The organism is Mycobacterium sp. SMC-14 (genome assembly GCF_046250075.1).
In the GTDB taxonomy this organism is placed as follows: Bacteria; Actinomycetota; Actinomycetes; order Mycobacteriales; family Mycobacteriaceae; genus Mycobacterium.
The window spans coordinates 780,203-795,588 of sequence record NZ_CP176429.1; the positions used below are offsets into that span (position 1 = coordinate 780,203).

Consider the following 15,386-nt stretch of genomic DNA (forward strand, 5'->3'; position numbering starts at 1 on the left):
CTCGTTCGGAGGAGCCTGCCCTATGGGGATGAAGGACCTGGTCCGCTGGTCCCCGGAATCGGCGATGGTTCGCCTGGCGGGGCCGATGGAGGCGGTCGGTGGGCTCTTCACCATGTCGGTGGACGCCGTCAGGTTCTTGTTCAAACGTCCGTTCCAGGCCCGGGAATTCATCGAGCAGTCCTGGTTCGTCGCGCGCGTCTCGCTGGCGCCGACGTTGCTGGTGGCCATTCCGTTCACGGTCCTGGTCAGCTTCATTCTCAACATCCTGCTGCGCGAGCTCGGTGCCGCCGACCTGTCCGGTGCCGGCGCGGCGTTCGGCGCCGTGACCCAGGTCGGACCGATGGTGACGGTGTTGATCGTGGCCGGAGCCGGTGCCACCGCGATGTGTGCCGACCTGGGGTCGCGCACGATTCGCGAAGAGATCGACGCCATGGAGGTCTTGGGCATCAACCCGGTGCAACGGCTGGTGACACCGCGGATGCTCGCCGCCGGGCTGGTGGCGCTGCTGCTCAACAGTCTCGTGGTGATCATCGGCATTCTCGGCGGCTACGTCTTCTCGGTCTTCGTCCAAGACGTCAACCCGGGCGCATTCGCGGCCGGGATCACCCTGCTGACCGGGGTGCCCGAACTGGTCATCTCCTGCGTCAAGGCGGCGCTGTTCGGGCTGATCGCCGGAATGGTCGCCTGCTACCGCGGCCTGACGATCTCCGGCGGCGGCGCCAAGGCCGTCGGCAACGCGGTGAACGAGACCGTGGTGTATGCCTTCATGTCTCTCTTCGTGGTCAACGTGGTGGTCACCGCGATCGGCATCAAGATGACGGCGCGCTGAGCCGTGGCGCTTCGTGCTTTGTCCGCCGTCTATCCCGGTGTCACCCGGCAGCTGCGGCGACCGATCGCCGCGATGGGGCGCATCGGCGACCACACGCTGTTCTACGGCAAGGCGATCGCCACCACGCCGTTCGCGTTCGCCCACTACCGCCGCGAGGTCATCCGGCTGATCGCCGAGATCAGCATGGGCACCGGAACCCTGGCGATGATCGGCGGCACCGTAGTGATCGTCGGCTTCCTGACGCTGGCGGCCGGCGGCACCCTGGCGGTGCAGGGCTACAGCTCGCTGGGCAACATCGGCATCGAGGCTTTGACCGGATTCCTGGCGGCGTTCATCAACGTGCGCATCTCGGCGCCGGTGGTCGCCGGGATCGGATTGGCCGCCACCTTCGGCGCCGGGGTCACCGCGCAGCTGGGGGCCATGCGGATCAACGAGGAGATCGACGCGCTGGAATCGATGGCCATCCGCCCGATCGCCTACCTGGTCAGCACTCGCATCGTTGCCGGGCTGGTCGCGATCGTTCCGCTGTATGCCATCGCGGTGATCCTGTCGTTCGTGGCCAGCCGCTTCACCACCGTCTTCTTGTTCGGGCAGTCGGCCGGACTCTACGACCACTATTTCCGCACCTTCCTCAACCCCATCGACCTGCTGTGGTCGTTCCTGCAGGCCTTCTTGATGGCGATCACCATCTTGTTGATCCATACCTACTTCGGCTATTTCGCCGCCGGTGGTCCGGCGGGCGTCGGTGTCGCGGTGGGCAACGCGGTGCGGACCTCGCTGATCGTCGTCGTCTCGGTGACGTTGTTGGTCTCGCTGTCGGTCTACGGGGCCAGCGGCAACTTCAACCTGGCCGGTTAGCAACCGGCATTCGCGCACGTCGCGCTAGTGGTATTGGCATTCTCATTTTTTGCAAGTACCGTATCCATCGATGAGCGACCCAGTGCAGACCTCCTCAGGGATCCCGCTGAAACCGGTGTACGGCCCGGACGACCGGCGCGAAGAGCCGCCCGCGCCCGGCACGTATCCCTTCACCCGCGGAAACTTCGAGTCCGGCTACCGCGGACGGCTGTGGACCTTCCGTCAGTACTCCGGCTTCGGGACCGCCGAGGAGTCCAACCGGCGCTACCAGTACCTGCTGAGCCAGGGCGGTACCGGACTGTCGGTGGCGCTGGACCTGCCGACCCAGTGCGGCTACGACTCCGATGACCCCGAGGTCGGCGAGGAGGTCGGCCGGGTCGGCGTGGCGGTGGACACCCTGGCCGATGCCGAGATCCTGTTCGACTCCATCCCGCTGGACAAGATCAGCACCAGCTTCACCATCAACGGCACCGCCGCGATCCTGCTCGCGTTCTACGTGGCGGCCGCCGAGCGTTCCGGGGTGCCGCGAGCCAAGCTCACCGGCACCATCCAGAACGACATCCTCAAGGAGTACGCGTCGCGCGGCACCTGGATCTGGCCGCCCGAACCGTCGCTGCGGCTGATCGCCGACACCATCGAGTTCTGCGCCGCCGAAGTGCCCCGGTTCAACGCGATCTCGGTGGCCGGCGCGCACTTTCGTGACGCGGGCGCCAACGCGGTGCAGGAGATGGCGTTCACGCTCGCCGACGGCGTCACCTACTGCGACACCGTCGTGCAGCGCGGCCGGATGAGTATCGAGCAGTTCGCCCCGCAGGTCTCGTTCTTCTTCTACACCCACGGCGACTTCTTCGAGGAGATCGCCAAATACCGTGCCGGCCGCCGCCGGTGGGCCACGATCGTGCGGGAACGTTACGGCGCACAGGCCGACAAAGCGTCGATGTTCCGGTTCGGCTGCGTGGCCGGCGGTGCGTCGCTGTTCGCGCCGCAGGCCCAGAACAACCTGGTTCGGGTGGCCTACGAGTCGATGGCCGCGGTGCTGGGCGGGGTCCAATCGATGTTCACCGCCGCCTGGGATGAACCGTTCGCGCTGCCCAGCGAGGAGTCCGCGACGCTGGCCCTGCGCACCCAACAGATCCTGGCCTATGAGACCGGGGTGACCCGGGTGGCCGATCCGCTCGGCGGCTCCTATTTCGTCGAAGCGCTCACCGACGCCACCGAAGAACGCATCATCGAGATCATGGCCGACCTGGAGAACCACGGCGGCATGGTGCGTGCGATCGAAGACGGCTACCTGCAGGGCCTGATCGCCGACGAGGCGTTCAAGATCCACCACGAGATCGAGTCGGGCACAAGGCCGGTCGTCGGCGTCAATAAGTTCACGTCCGACGAGCCACCACCGGAGATCGCCACCTACGAACTGGACGCCGAAGGCCGCGACGTTCAGCTCAAGCGGCTGGCGCGGGTCAAGGCCGATCGCAACGCCGACGACGTCGCCGCTACTCTCGCTGCGCTGTCGCGCGCCGCCGAGGGCGACGTCAACCTCATGCATCCCCTGATCGACTGCGCCAACGCCTACTGCACGGTGGGCGAGATGGTCTCGGCGCTCAGAGGCGTCTGGGGCGAGTTCCAGCAACCGGTGGTGTACTGATGACTTCTCCGCTTTCTCCGTCCGCGGCGGTTCCGGCCCGTGTCCTGGTCGCCAAACCCGGTCTCGACGGCCACGATCGGGGGGCCAAGATCGTCGCCCGCACGTTGCGTGACGCGGGTTTCGAGGTCATCTACACCGGCATTCGGCAACGCGTCGAGGACATCGTCGCCACCGCCCTGCAGGAGGATGTGGCGGTGGTGGGCCTGAGCATCCTGTCCGGCGCGCACGTCGCGTTGACCGGGCGCATCGTCGAGGCGCTGCGCGCCGCGGACGGCGGGGACATCGCCGTCGTGGTCGGCGGCACCATCCCGCAGGGCGACGTACCCAAACTGGTGGAAGCCGGTGCCGCGGCGGTGTTTCCCACCGGAACGTCCCTGGACGATCTGGTGACCGGGGTGCGCGACGTGATTTCGAAGGCGGGGGCTCTGTAGGCATGCGACTTGGGGTGATGATCGGCGCCGAACGTGGCGATATGGCGCGCAAGGTCGCCAAACTGACCTCTGACATCGAATGGGCCGATTCGGCGGGGCTGTCCACCGCGTGGATGCCGCAGGTACCCGACGACTTCGATCTGCTGACCATGGTGGCGCTGATGGCCTCGCACAGCACCCGCATCGAGCTCGGCACCGCCGTGGTGCCGTTGCAGGCTCAGCACCCGGTAGCTCTTGCTCGCCAAGCACTTTCGGTGCACGCCATCTCCGGCGGCCGGCTGGCTCTGGGCGTGGGGCCCTCGCACCACTGGATCATCCGGGACATGCTCGGCCTGCCCTACGACAAACCTGCCGCCTACACCCGGGACTACCTGCAGGTGCTGAATGCGGCCATCGCCGGCCCGGGACAGGTGGACGTCGAGAACGACCACTTCACCGTGCACAGCCCGACCGCGCTCGGTGCCCACACCAAGATGCCGGTGCTGGTGGCCGCGCTGGGCCCGGTGATGTTGCAGATCGCCGGCGAGCACGCCGACGGCACGTCGCTGTGGATGGCCGATGAGAAGGCGATTGCCGAGCACATCGCGCCCAAGATCAACAAGGCCGCGGCCGATGCGGGCAAGCCGCAGCCGCGCATTGTCGCCGGCATCCCGGTCACCCTGTGCGCCAATTCCGAGATCGAGGCCGCCAAGGAACGCGCCAACCGGATCCTGGCCGAGGCCGAGACCTCGCCCAACTATCAGCGGCTGCTGGACCGCGGTTCGGCCCGTAATGTCGGCGACCTGTGCGCGGCCGGCGACGAGGAATCGATCCTCAAGCGGTTCAAGCAGTTCGCCGACGCCGGGGTGACCGATCTGTCGGTGCGGTTGCTGCCCATCGGGGACAACCGCGACGAGCTGATCGCCTCCAAGTACCGCACCCGTGAGGTGATCGCCGAACTCGCCAAGGCGGTCTAGGTGAGCGGACCGCTCGCGGGGATCCGCATCCTCGAGGTGGGGGTGATGCTGGCCGGCCCGTACGCCACCATGCTGCTGGCCGACCTCGGTGCCGAGGTCATCAAGATAGAACCGCCGGGCGGGGAGATCTCCCGCCAGGTGGGCCCGAGCTACTTCGCCAGCCTCAACCGCAACAAGACCAGCGTCCAGCTGGATCTGGCATCGGAGACCGGACAGGCGCGGCTGGGGGAGCTGGTCGCCGATTCCCATGCGCTGCTGGTGAATATGAAGCCCTCGGTGATCAAGCGACTAGGGCTGACCTACGAGGCGCTACAGCGCTTCAATTCGCGGATCGTCTGCGTCGCGCTGACCGGCTTCGGCCTGGACGGCGGTGATGAACCGGCGTTCGACTACGTGATTCAGGCAGCCACCGGGATCGCGGCGATGACCGGGGACCCGGATGCGCCGCCGACCCTGCCGGGCTACTCCTCGGCGGACAACTCCACCGGGCTGACCGCGGCGCTGGGCCTGCTGGCGCAGATCGTCAGCGGTCGTGGCGGGCAGGTGGAGGTGTCACTGCTGGATGTGATGCTGTCGCAACTGAACTACCGTGCCTCGGCCTTCCTCAACGACGGTGTCGAACCCCAACGGTACCCGCACGGCGCACATTCGTATTACGTTCCCGCACAGCTATTCCCGACCGCACGGGGGTATCTGGCGTTGTTCGTCACCCATGATGGATTCTGGAAGTCGTTCGCCAGCGAGGCAGGTATCGACGGTTTCGCGACGATGGCCGAGCGCGCGGCCCGCCGGGACGAGGTGCTCGCGGTGGTCACCGCCGCGCTTGCCGACGACACCGCGGCCGGCTGGGAACGTCGGTTGCGCCCGCTGGGTATCCCGGCGGCGGCGGTGCGTACGCTGCCCGAGGCGTTGAAGGAACATCCCGAAATGATCGTCACCGCAGGAGAGTTCCGGCTGATCGGCAGCCCGATCCGGGTCGCCGGGTACCAGCCGGCCTACCGGCCGCCGCCGACGCTGGAGGATTAGCGCGGCGGCTCAGACCGTGACGATCGAGGCCGACGCCGTGCCCGGCGCGCCGTAAACCTGGGCGAACCCCACCTTCGGGCCCCCGGGAACCTGACGGTCACCGGCCTGGCCACGCAGCTGCAGCACCAGTTCGTGGAGCTGACGCAGCCCCGAGGCGCCGATCGGTTCGCCGTTGGCGATCAGTCCGCCGTCGGTGTTGACCGGCAGTGACCCGGTGATCTCGGTTGCCCCGTCGGCGAGCAGCTTCTCCTGGTCGCCATCGGCGCAGAAGCCGCACTCGGCCATGTGGATGACCTCGGCGCCGGCGTCGGTGTCCTGCAACTGGACCACATCGACGTCTTCCGGCGTCACGCCGGCCTTCTCGAACGCGGCGCGGGCGGCGTAGACCGTCGGCGCCACGTCCTCTTCGATCGGAGCCGACGTCCCATGCACCTCGTAGGCACCGTAGGTGCGGGTGCGGATCTCGGTGGCCTGCAGGTAGACCGGCTTACCGCTGAAGCGGTGTGCGATGTCGGCGCGGCACATAACCACAGCGGCCGCACCCTCATCCGGTGCACAGAACATGTACTGGGTAAGGGGGTAGTTGAGCACTGTCGAGTCGAGGATGGCGTCCTCGGACATCGGCTTGCGCCGAAATGCGTTGGGGTTCAACGCACCGTTGCGGAAGTTCTTGGCGGCGACCTTGGCCAGCGTACGTGCCGAGATGCCGTGGTCGTGCAGGTAGCGGTTGGCTTTCATGCCGAAGAACTTGGTGGTGACGAACTGGCCGTTCTCGGCGTACCAGGCCGGCAGCGCCAGCTTGGCCGGGTCGTCGGTGAACGCGCCGCGGGGGTGCTTGTCCATGCCGATCGCGATACCGATGTCGTACTTGCCGGAGCGGATGTTGTCGGCGCAGACCTGGGTTGCGGTGGCCGCGGTGGCGCAGGCATTGAAAACGTTGGTGAACGGGATGCCGGTCAGGCCGACCAGTCGTGTCACCGCGTCGGGGTTGGAGATCTCATAGCTGCCGCCGACCCCGAACTGGATGTCCTTCCATTCGGCGCCGGCATCGGCCAGAGCCAGGTGGATGGCCTCGGCGCCCATCTGCATCGCGGACTTGTCGAATCGGCCGAAGGGGTGCAGCCCGACACCGATGATCGCCACGTCGTTGTTCGCTACCGTCATTGTCCAGGTCTCCTTAGACGGGCTGGAATGCCCAGGTGAGAATCTCGGTCCCGTCGTCCTCGACATAGAACGGCACCATGGTCAGTTCGACGGGCATGCCGAATTTCAGCTTGGCGGGGTCGGATTCGGTCAGGCGAGCCTCGACCTGGACCACGTCGCCGAGTCGGACCAGCCCGACCCCGTAGGGGGTGAAGCCCTCGGCGGTCTCGCCGCCGGCATAGGGCAGTTTCGGGACGAAGCCCTGAGTGGTCCAGGCCTCCAAGGTGCCCTGGCGGGGTAGCAGCAGATCCTGCATCTGCGGTCCGCTGCATCGTGGGCAGTGATCCTGGCGGGGCCACACCGTCGCTTGGCAATCCGCGCACTGGCTGCCGATCAGGGCCACGTTCTCGTCGGGCCAGTTGGTGACGTCGGGAGCGAGGGCCTTACGCATCGGCACCGCCGGCGGTCCGCCAGGCAGGCACGCACAGAGTGGAAATCACATTCTCGATTAGAGCATACGTGCCTACAGCGAGGGAAGCCCGAACGGGCGGTCCGGGCCTGGGGGTGGCTGCGCTAGGCGCGTGAGGGTGCGCAGAATGTCACTTCTTCGCGGCGTGTCGCGTGCAGACGCGCACGCTCGCGCAGAAAGCGGGACTACTTGGCGAGGCCGTGTGCGCAGAAGTCCCAGACCTCATCGGCGCTGATGGGGTGGGCCGCCGGATCGTCGGACTCGGCGCTGGACTGCGCCACGAACATGACGGTCTGCATGATCATTGCCGCCATCCGCCGGGCGTTGACGCCCTTGCGCAGCTCGCCGGCCGCGTCGGCGGCTTCCATCAGTTCGGTGAGCAGTGTCAACAGCGGGGTGAAGGCCACCCGCACTTCGGTGGGGTGTGACACCAGCAGGCGCGGCGCGAAGTCGGTGAACAGTGGTCGCTTTGCCGACGGGTCTGGTCGAGACAGCTCGAAGAGCAGCTCGATCGCCACTTTCAGCCGCTCCAGCGGTTTGGCCTGGCCGTCGGTGGCGGCACGGATCTGGTCGGACGTACGCACCAAGGCGTCTTCGAAGAGTGCCAGCAGCAACTCGTGCTTGCCGTTGAACTGCAGGTAGAAGCTGCGCAGCGACTGCCGGGAGCGCTCGACGACCTCTTGGACGGTGAAGTCGGTGCTGCCCTTTTCGATGATGATGGCCTGGGCCGCGTCCAGGAAGCGCTGAACGCGCTGGGCGGCCCGCAACCGTGCGGTCTTGATCGACCGCTCGACCGCCCGCTGCTTCCAGACGGGCTCTTCTTCCGGGTTACTCACCAGCGGCTCCAACGGTTGCCTTTTTGGGAGAACACGAATGCACCCTACCGGAGAACAGGTCCGGATTGACGTCGGCTAACGCGACGCTGCCATCCCGGTGGCGAAGATGGTAACTTTCCCTACACGAGAAGGGCATTCTCGCCAGTTGTCGGCGCAATCTGAAGGACGCTCATGTACATCGACTACGAAGTCGCCGAGAAGATTGCGACGATCACCCTGAACCGGCCCGACGCCGCCAACGCCCAGAACACCGAACTGCTCGACGAGCTCGACGCGGCCTGGACGCGCGCCGCCGACGACGATGACGTCGCCGTCATCGTGTTGCGCGCCAACGGCAAACACTTCTCGGCCGGCCACGACCTCAAGGGCGGCGGCCCGGTGCCGGACAAGATCACCCTGGAGTTCATCTACAAGCACGAATGCAAGCGCTACCTGGAGTACACGCTGCGGTGGCGCAATGTACCCAAGCCGTCGATCGCCGCCGTGCAGGGCCGCTGCATCTCCGGTGGGCTGATGCTGTGCTGGCCGTGTGACCTGATCATCGCCTCCGACGACGCGCAGTTCTCCGACCCGGTGGTGCTCATGGGCATCGGTGGGGTCGAATACCACGGGCACACCTGGGAATTAGGTCCGCGCAAGGCCAAAGAGATGCTGTTCACCGGCCGCGCGCTGACGGCACAAGAAGCCGAGCGGACCGGCATGGTCAACCGGGTGGTCCCGCGTGAGCAGCTCGATGCCGAGACTCGCCAACTCGCCGAGCACATAGCCACCATGCCGTCGTTCGCGCTGCGCCAGGCCAAACGCGCGGTCAACCAGACCCTGGATGTGCAGGGCTTCCATTCGGCGATCCAGTCCGCGTTCGACATCCACGAGACCGGCCACGGCAACGCACTGTCGGTGTGCGGATGGCCGATTCTGGTCAACCTCGACGAGATGAAGTCGCAGGTCAAATAATCGCCGCGAGATTGCACTCACGCAGCCAATTGCTCGAATTTCCCTGCGTCAGCGCAATCTCGCGGCCAACGTGGAACGCAGCTGGCGTTTGAGCACCTTGCCGTAGCTGTTCTTGGGCAGCGCATCGACGAACTCGTAGCGCTTGGGGCGCTTGAACCGCGCGATGCGTTCCAGCAGATGGCTGTCCAGCTCGGCAACTGGCGCGTCGCCCACCACGAACGCGACCACGATCTCGCCCCACTCGGCGTCGGGCGCGCCCACCACTGAAGCCTCGATGACGCCGGGATGACTCAACAGCGCCTCTTCGACTTCGCGGGGGTAGATGTTGCTGCCCCCGCTGATCACCACGTCCTTGGAGCGGTCGCGCAGGGTGAGAAAACCGCGGGGGTCCAACGATCCCTTGTCACCGGTGAACAGCCAGCCGTCTCGGATGGCCTCGGCGGTGGCATCCGGGTTGTTCCAGTAGCCGGTCATGACCACGTCGCCGCGGCAGACGATCTCGCCGACCTCGCCGGCGGGTGCTCGGGTGCCGTCCTCGCGCAATACCGCTACCTCGACGCCGGTGCGCGGCCAGCCGACCGACCCCAGGATCGCGTCGTCACCGAGGTGATCGGTGCGGCTTAGGCCGGTGATCGTCATGGGTGCTTCGCCCTGGCCGTAGAGCTGGGCGAACACCGGCCCGAACGCGGTCATCGCCCGCTTGAGGTCCCCGAGATACATCGGCCCGCCGCCGTAGACGATGGTGCGCAAGTTGGCCGGCCTATGCCGGCCGGTGGCCACCAGCCGGCCCACCATCGTCGGCGCCAAAAAGGCGGTGGCGCCGCGATGATGCGAGCACAGGTCGAGGAATTCGGCCGCGTCGAACGAGCCCGATGCGGGTACCACCTGGCGGGCCCCACGCAGCACGTAGGGCGCGATGTAGAGCCCCGACCCGTGCGACATCGGCGCGCCGTGGATCAGGCTGCAGTCAGCGTCTGGATCATCCAAGTCGGCCAGATGCGCCATCGTCATCGCCAACAGGTTGCGGTGGGTCAGCATGGCGCCCTTCGAGCGCCCGGTGGTGCCGCTGGTGTAGAACAGCCACGCCAGCCGGGATGGATCCGGGTTGACCTCTTCCATGGGAGGGCAGGAAAGCCGGTCCAGATAGGTTGCGCCGCCGATGGTCTCGACGGGTGCGTCAACGACTCCGGACAGCCCTGCGGCCAGTTTCGGGGACGCCAAGACCAGTGCTGCACCGGCGTCGTCGATGATCTGCGCCATCTCGCGCGGGTGCAGCTTGTAATTGAGGGGAACCACAACGCAATCGGCCGCCCAGGTGGCGAACATCAGCTCGATGAGCTCCGGCCGGTTCTCGCTGGCGATCGCGATCCGTGCGCCGGTTCCCGCTAGCCGGCCCAGCGACGTGGCCAGCCGGCGTGCGCGATCGGCCAACTCGCTCCAGGTGTGCAGCCGGCGCTCGCCGTGGTAGACCGCGCCCTGCTCGCCGAACCGGGTCGCGGCCTGGTCCAACAACGTGAACAGGTTCACGGCTGGACCCAGTCGGAGTCGAGGCCGAAGTCGGACAGATACTTGGTCGAGCTCCAGCCGCCGTCGACGACGATGGTCTGGCCGTTGATGAAGGACCCGGCATCCGAGCACAGGAAGGCCACGGTGCCCGCGATGTCGTCTACCCGGCCCAGTCGCGGAGATGGTGTCATTTCGGCATTGAGTTTGCGGAACCGATTGTCGGACAGGCGTTGCTGCACCATAGGGGTCACGGTGACGCCGGGGGCCACCGCGTTGCAGCGGATGCCCTGGGCGCCGTACTGGCAGGCGATGTGGGTGGTCAGCGCGGTCAACCCGCCCTTGGCGGCCGAGTACGCCCCGCCGCGCAGTCCGCCCACCACGGCGAAGGTGGAGGTGATGTTGATGATCGCCGACCCGGGTTGCAGGTGCGGCAGCACGTCGCGCGCCAGGCGGAACGGCGCCCGCAGCATCAGATTCAGGAAGTGGTCCAGGGTCTCGTCGTCGGTCTCGTGCAGCGGTTTGGGGCTGCCGATGCCGGCGTTGTTGATCAGATAGTCCACCCGCCCCCACCGGGACAGGGCGGCGTCGAGGATCTGCTGGGGCGCCTGCGTCGTGGTCAGGTCGACCGCCACGGTGGCGATGCGGTCTGGATCGATGCCCGACGCCTGTAGCTGCGCCGCCAATCCGGCCAGGCGTCCGGCATCGCGGCCGGTTGCCAGCACCGCCATCCCGGCCTCGGCAAGCTTTGCCGCGCAGCCGAACCCGATTCCGCTGCTGGCCCCGGTCACGATCGCCACCTGCATGATCTACTCACCTACCTCTGTGCGGGACAGCTCCGCCCGGATCTGCTGTTTGACCACTTTGCCGGCATCGTTGCGGGGCAACGCATCCCAGATCAGCACCTGCTCCGGGGCTTTGAACCGGGCAACGCCGTGTTCGGCCAGCATGGCGCGCAGCTCCGAGACACCCGGCGGGGTCTGGCCGGTCGGCACGATCACCGCGCAGGCGCGCTCGCCGGTGCGCAGGTCGGGGATCCCGACCACGGCGACCTCGGCGATCCGCGGGTGACCGATCAGGATGTCCTCCACCTCGCGCGCGGAGATGTTCTCGCCGTTGCGGATGATCACGTCCTTGAGGCGGCCGGTGACAAGCAGATAGTCCTCGTCGACCCACCGACCGAGATCGCCGGTCGCGAAGTAACCCTGGTCATCGAAGCAGCCGCGCCCGTCCTCGGGGTGCAGGTAGCCCAGCAACATCTGCGGGCCGCGGACGTAGATCTCTCCTTCGCCGGGGGGAGCGCCGGGGTGAGAGACCAACTTGATGTCGGCGATCCCGGCTCGGCCGTCGGTCTCCGCGGCATGGGAAAGGTCATGGGGGCCCACCGATCCGACCGTGCTGACCGGAACCTCGCTGGACCCGTACACCCGGGTGACGACGGCGGTGTGAAAGTAGCCTGCCGCTTCGCGGATCAACGACGCCGGAACCGACGCACCGCCGCAGACGAAGAGCTTGAGTTCCGGCAGCCGGGTGCCGGCGGCGCGCGCGGCGGCGAGCAACTGGGCCAGAAACGGCGTTGCCCCCGCCACGTGGGTGCAGTGCTCGGCGAGCATCAGCGCGACCGCGGCATCGGGATTCCAGGTCTCCATCAGCACGGCCGTGGTGCCGAGCAGCAACGGGGCTTCGAATGCGTAAATCGATCCGCCGATATGGGCGATGGGGGACGGCACCAGAAACGTGGCACCGGGCGCCACTCGCCAGTACTCACCCAGCTGGCGGATCAGGGCGTGAATCGAACTGTGACTGTGCAGCACACCCTTCGGCTGGCTCGTAGTGCCGGAGGTGTACAGCAGCAGCCGTACCGCATCGGTGTCTACCGCCGGCAGATCCATGGCAGGAGCCACGCGATCGAACAGTGCGCGGTAGTCGGTGTGGCCGGTCGAGGACCCACGCACCGTAACCACTTCGGGCGACTCGGGCAGCGCCCCGGCAACTCGGGCCAGCATCGCCGCGTAGTCGTGGCCGCGGAACTTCTCGGGTGCGAACAGCATTCGGGTGCCCGAGTCGGCGAGGATGAAGGTCAGTTCCGCGTCGCGCAGCGACGGCAGGATGGGGTTGACCACCATCCCGGCCAGCGTCGCTGCCGCATAGACCACGGCAGCTTCGTGCCAGTTCGGCAGCATGAACGACACCACGCTGCCGGCGGGCATCCGCTCCAGCAAGGCCTGCGCCAGTTCCGTTGCCCGACTGAGCAGTTCCCGGCAGGTCAGGCGGACATCACCATCGATCAGCAATACCCGATCGGGGGTCTGCGCGGCGGCCTGGCCCAGGGCGTCGCCCAACGTGGTCACGGGCCGCTCGGTCCGGTCACCCGGTGCAGCGTCATCGAGTAGCGATAGTCGTCGCCGGCATGGGTGTTCACCGTTACCTGGGCGATCTCGCCCTCGGAGGTGGTGTAGCTGCGCTGCATCTGCAGCCCGGCGGTACCGGGCTCGACGGCCAGGGCCGTGGCGAGTTCGGGGGTGATGATCACCGCCCGGATGTGCTGGCGGACTTCGACGACGCTGACCCCGAACACGTCCTCGATCAGCGGGAAGATCGGTCCGGAGTGACGCTGCAACAGCCGGCCGACCCCGGCGAACGCCCGGTTGATGTAGTACTCGGTCCGACAGATCGCCGCGGCCTGCCCCTGGGCGCGCCGGTTGCCGCGCACGGCCAGCCATTCGCTGCCCACCGGCAGACCGGTGCGCGCGGCGACATCGGTGTCCAGGGTGACCATGGCGTTGGAGTCGATCTCGAACTGCGCGCCGGCCGCGAACGCCACCAGATCATCGATCGACACCACGTCTTGGGCGTAGCAGTTGGTCGCGGCGCGGGGGATCACCACGGTGCCCGCGCGGGGACGGGAGACGACGAGGTTGTCCTCCCGCAGGCGTCGCAACGCCTCGCGGACCGTGTAGCGGCTGACGTTGAACCGTTCGCACAGTTCATGTTCGGTGGGCAGCTGCGAACCGATCGGATAGACGCCGTCGGCGATCTCCTTGCGCAGCGTCCGCGCCACTTTCAGATAGCGGTGGTCGGTCACGGGCCGACCGGATGTAGTGCCAGCACGCTGCCGTCGCCGTCGGCCGAGACGAACAGGGTGCCGTCGTGGCCGCGTGCGATACCGGCGAACGGGCCTTGGGGACCGGAGAACGGCGGCATTCCGTTGAGCGGTTTGGGGGTCACGCCCGGCGGCGGCCCGATCGGTAGCCCCTCGGCGATCACCTGCCGAGTCCCGGCGTCGAGGTCGACGGCGAGCACCTGGCGGGTTCCGGCGTCGACGATGTAGAGCGTGCGGTCAGCCAGCGCAATCCCTTGTGGCCGAACGAGTCCGTCGACGACCGGCTGGGCCCTTGAGCCGCTGATGCGCAGCACCCGGCCCGCGCCGGATTCGGCCACCAGGTAGGACCCGTCATCGGTGATCTCGATCCCGACCGGTCCGGCCAGGTCGCCGGCCAGCACTTCCACTGCACCGGCGCGCAGCCCCAAGACCCGGCCGGTACCGAATTCGGTGACCGCGATACCGGCGGGTCCCACCGCCACCCCGTAGAGCTGGTCGAAACCGTCGGCGAGCACCTCGCTGGACGCATGTGCCGGAATGTAGCGTGCGACCTGCCCGCCGGAGGTGGTGACGACGAATTCTCCGGGACCGACGGCAGCCACGCCCCGTACGAACCCGGGGTAGCCGGGGCTGAACAGCATGCCGAGGGTTTCCAGCCGGCCGCCCGCGCCGACGGCGTAGAAGTAGGTACCGTCGGCGACAAACAGGGCGCCGGCCTTATCGACGGTGAGGTCCAGCGGCCAGTTCAGCCCGCCCGGTAGCATCGTGGATGTCTGCCCGCCGCCGGTGATTTCGGTGATCTCGCCGGTGAAGTTGGAGACGAACAGGCGCCCGTCGACGAAGGTGCAGTTGTCCAGTCCGGGGTGCAGCTGCGCCAGCACGGTGGACGTACCGGTGCGCGGATCGATGCGCAGCACCTGTCCGCTGGCGGCCTGGGTGGACACGATGAAACCGTCGGCGTCGAACTTCACCGAGTCCGGTACACCCAGATCGCCCGCGACCCGCTGCGGGACGGCGTCGGCGGCGAAGGGATCGATGCGCCAGATCTCGTTGGCGGTCATCACCGGGAAGTACAGCAGGCCGTCGGGCCCCACCTCCATGGCGTTGGGCGAGGGCAGGTTTTCGGCCACGATGCGCCTGCTGCCGGTGGCCCGATCGACTTCCATCAGGCGTCCGCCCTCGCGGCATTCACCCACGAACAGCCGGTCCCGGTGCACGGTGATGCCGTTGGCGCAGGGCACGTCGTCGCGCAGTACGCGGCTGCGGCCGGAGGCATCGAGTGCGCTGACCCGGGCATCCATCACCTCGGTGGCGTACAAGGTGCCGGCCGAGTCGAAGGCGACATCATCGGGCGCGACGACGTCGCCGCCGCATGCGCTCACGACCGCCAACTCACCGGTGCTCAGGTTCAGCGCACTGATCTGACTGCCGGTCACCTGCGCGACGTAGACCCGGCCGTCCGGGCCGGTTCGTAGCCCGTTCGCGCCGAACAGCCGGCTCGGTTCGGTGATCCGCTCCAACCGCCAACCGGGCGCGGCGGAGGGGGTACCGGCCACCTGGCGGGGGCGCGGCAGGGAGGCAGTCATGACTCCGGACGTTATCAAGCCCAGTTAGTCCAGACAATAGTCGG

General features: G+C 67.3%; 15 protein-coding genes. 7 read left to right on the forward strand and 8 right to left on the reverse strand.

The genetic code is table 11. The features are described from left to right. The first annotated feature begins 28 nt into the window (after positions 1-28). The 6 genes from ACKY0W_RS03720 (at position 29) to ACKY0W_RS03745 (ending at position 5,748) form a co-directional block, all read left to right on the forward strand. Entirely contained in the window at positions 29-829 is an 801-nt protein-coding gene (locus tag ACKY0W_RS03720; RefSeq protein WP_409437637.1) for an MlaE family ABC transporter permease, read from the forward strand. Positions 830-901: 72 nt separating this feature from the next. Next, the gene (locus tag ACKY0W_RS03725) at positions 902-1,687 is read left to right on the forward strand and encodes an ABC transporter permease (protein ID WP_174549759.1); all 786 of its coding nucleotides are present in this window, start codon (positions 902-904) and stop codon (positions 1,685-1,687) included. A gap of 70 nt (positions 1,688-1,757) precedes the next feature. Then, positions 1,758-3,335, forward strand: coding sequence for a methylmalonyl-CoA mutase family protein (locus ACKY0W_RS03730; protein WP_409436446.1), 1,578 nt, complete (start codon positions 1,758-1,760; stop codon positions 3,333-3,335). Beyond that, positions 3,335-3,766, forward strand: coding sequence for a cobalamin B12-binding domain-containing protein (locus tag ACKY0W_RS03735; protein WP_409436447.1), 432 nt, complete (start codon positions 3,335-3,337; stop codon positions 3,764-3,766). Before ACKY0W_RS03730 ends, ACKY0W_RS03735 begins: the two co-directional genes overlap by 1 nt. A 2-nt stretch (positions 3,767-3,768) precedes the next feature. Next, positions 3,769-4,722, forward strand: coding sequence for an LLM class F420-dependent oxidoreductase (locus ACKY0W_RS03740; RefSeq protein ID WP_409436448.1), 954 nt, complete (start codon positions 3,769-3,771; stop codon positions 4,720-4,722). After that, positions 4,723-5,748: a CaiB/BaiF CoA transferase family protein gene (locus ACKY0W_RS03745; protein WP_409436449.1), complete on the forward strand. Its 1,026-nt coding sequence runs from the start codon at positions 4,723-4,725 to the stop codon at positions 5,746-5,748. It abuts the gene before it with no gap. 9 nt (positions 5,749-5,757) lie between these two features. Here the strand turns inward: ACKY0W_RS03745 and ACKY0W_RS03750 are convergent, their stop codons facing one another. From ACKY0W_RS03750 to ACKY0W_RS03760, 3 genes are all read right to left on the reverse strand, one after another. Next, a complete protein-coding gene (locus tag ACKY0W_RS03750; RefSeq protein WP_409436450.1) occupies positions 5,758-6,912 on the reverse strand; it encodes a thiolase family protein in 1,155 nt (384 codons plus the stop codon). Between the two features lie 13 nt (positions 6,913-6,925). After that, a complete protein-coding gene (locus ACKY0W_RS03755; RefSeq protein ID WP_406756251.1) occupies positions 6,926-7,342 on the reverse strand; it encodes a Zn-ribbon domain-containing OB-fold protein in 417 nt (138 codons plus the stop codon). Between the two features lie 203 nt (positions 7,343-7,545). Further along, positions 7,546-8,196 carry a TetR/AcrR family transcriptional regulator gene (locus tag ACKY0W_RS03760; RefSeq protein WP_409436451.1) on the reverse strand — a complete coding sequence of 217 codons (651 nt, stop codon included), beginning with the start codon at positions 8,194-8,196 and terminating at the stop codon, positions 7,546-7,548. A gap of 171 nt (positions 8,197-8,367) precedes the next feature. Between ACKY0W_RS03760 and ACKY0W_RS03765 the strand changes: the two genes are divergently transcribed. Continuing rightward, complete coding sequence (locus ACKY0W_RS03765; RefSeq protein WP_409436452.1) at positions 8,368-9,150, forward strand: enoyl-CoA hydratase; 783 nt, start codon at positions 8,368-8,370, stop codon at positions 9,148-9,150. Positions 9,151-9,198: 48 nt separating this feature from the next. On the opposite strand, the gene ACKY0W_RS03770 is transcribed toward ACKY0W_RS03765, so the two are convergent. Genes ACKY0W_RS03770 through ACKY0W_RS03790 form a run of 5 tightly spaced genes read right to left on the reverse strand, consistent with a single transcriptional unit; the run spans position 9,199 to position 15,342 of the window. Then, on the reverse strand, positions 9,199-10,677 hold the full coding sequence (locus tag ACKY0W_RS03770; RefSeq protein ID WP_409436453.1) for an AMP-binding protein: 1,479 nt from the start codon (positions 10,675-10,677) through the stop codon (positions 9,199-9,201). Next, positions 10,674-11,459 (reverse strand): SDR family NAD(P)-dependent oxidoreductase, encoded by a 786-nt coding sequence (locus tag ACKY0W_RS03775; RefSeq protein ID WP_409436454.1) that lies wholly within the window; start codon positions 11,457-11,459, stop codon positions 10,674-10,676. The genes ACKY0W_RS03770 and ACKY0W_RS03775 overlap by 4 nt, the downstream gene beginning before the upstream one ends. A 3-nt stretch (positions 11,460-11,462) precedes the next feature. Beyond that, positions 11,463-13,004, reverse strand: a complete 1,542-nt coding sequence (locus tag ACKY0W_RS03780) for an AMP-binding protein (RefSeq protein ID WP_409436455.1) — start codon at positions 13,002-13,004, stop codon at positions 11,463-11,465. After that, the gene (locus ACKY0W_RS03785) at positions 13,001-13,738 is read right to left on the reverse strand and encodes a GntR family transcriptional regulator (RefSeq protein ID WP_409436456.1); all 738 of its coding nucleotides are present in this window, start codon (positions 13,736-13,738) and stop codon (positions 13,001-13,003) included. The genes ACKY0W_RS03780 and ACKY0W_RS03785 overlap by 4 nt, the downstream gene beginning before the upstream one ends. Further along, a complete protein-coding gene (locus ACKY0W_RS03790) occupies positions 13,735-15,342 on the reverse strand; it encodes an SMP-30/gluconolactonase/LRE family protein (protein WP_409436457.1) in 1,608 nt (535 codons plus the stop codon). Before ACKY0W_RS03790 ends, ACKY0W_RS03785 begins: the two co-directional genes overlap by 4 nt. Positions 15,343-15,386: the final 44 nt, after the last annotated feature.

Bases quoted from the DNA above. Each gene is read 5' to 3' on its own strand.
- ACKY0W_RS03720 (WP_409437637.1), top strand. From the start codon at position 29: ATGAAGGACCTGGTCCGCTGGTCCCCGGAATCGGCGATGGTTCGCCTG.
- ACKY0W_RS03725 (WP_174549759.1), top strand. From the start codon at position 902: ATGGGGCGCATCGGCGACCACACGCTGTTCTACGGCAAGGCGATCGCC.
- ACKY0W_RS03730 (WP_409436446.1), top strand. From the start codon at position 1,758: ATGAGCGACCCAGTGCAGACCTCCTCAGGGATCCCGCTGAAACCGGTG.
- ACKY0W_RS03735 (WP_409436447.1), top strand. From the start codon at position 3,335: ATGACTTCTCCGCTTTCTCCGTCCGCGGCGGTTCCGGCCCGTGTCCTG.
- ACKY0W_RS03740 (WP_409436448.1), top strand. From the start codon at position 3,769: ATGCGACTTGGGGTGATGATCGGCGCCGAACGTGGCGATATGGCGCGC.
- ACKY0W_RS03750 (WP_409436450.1), bottom strand. From the start codon at position 6,912: ATGACGGTAGCGAACAACGACGTGGCGATCATCGGTGTCGGGCTGCAC.
- ACKY0W_RS03755 (WP_406756251.1), bottom strand. From the start codon at position 7,342: ATGCGTAAGGCCCTCGCTCCCGACGTCACCAACTGGCCCGACGAGAAC.
- ACKY0W_RS03765 (WP_409436452.1), top strand. From the start codon at position 8,368: ATGTACATCGACTACGAAGTCGCCGAGAAGATTGCGACGATCACCCTG.
- ACKY0W_RS03775 (WP_409436454.1), bottom strand. From the start codon at position 11,459: ATGCAGGTGGCGATCGTGACCGGGGCCAGCAGCGGAATCGGGTTCGGC.
- ACKY0W_RS03790 (WP_409436457.1), bottom strand. From the start codon at position 15,342: ATGACTGCCTCCCTGCCGCGCCCCCGCCAGGTGGCCGGTACCCCCTCC.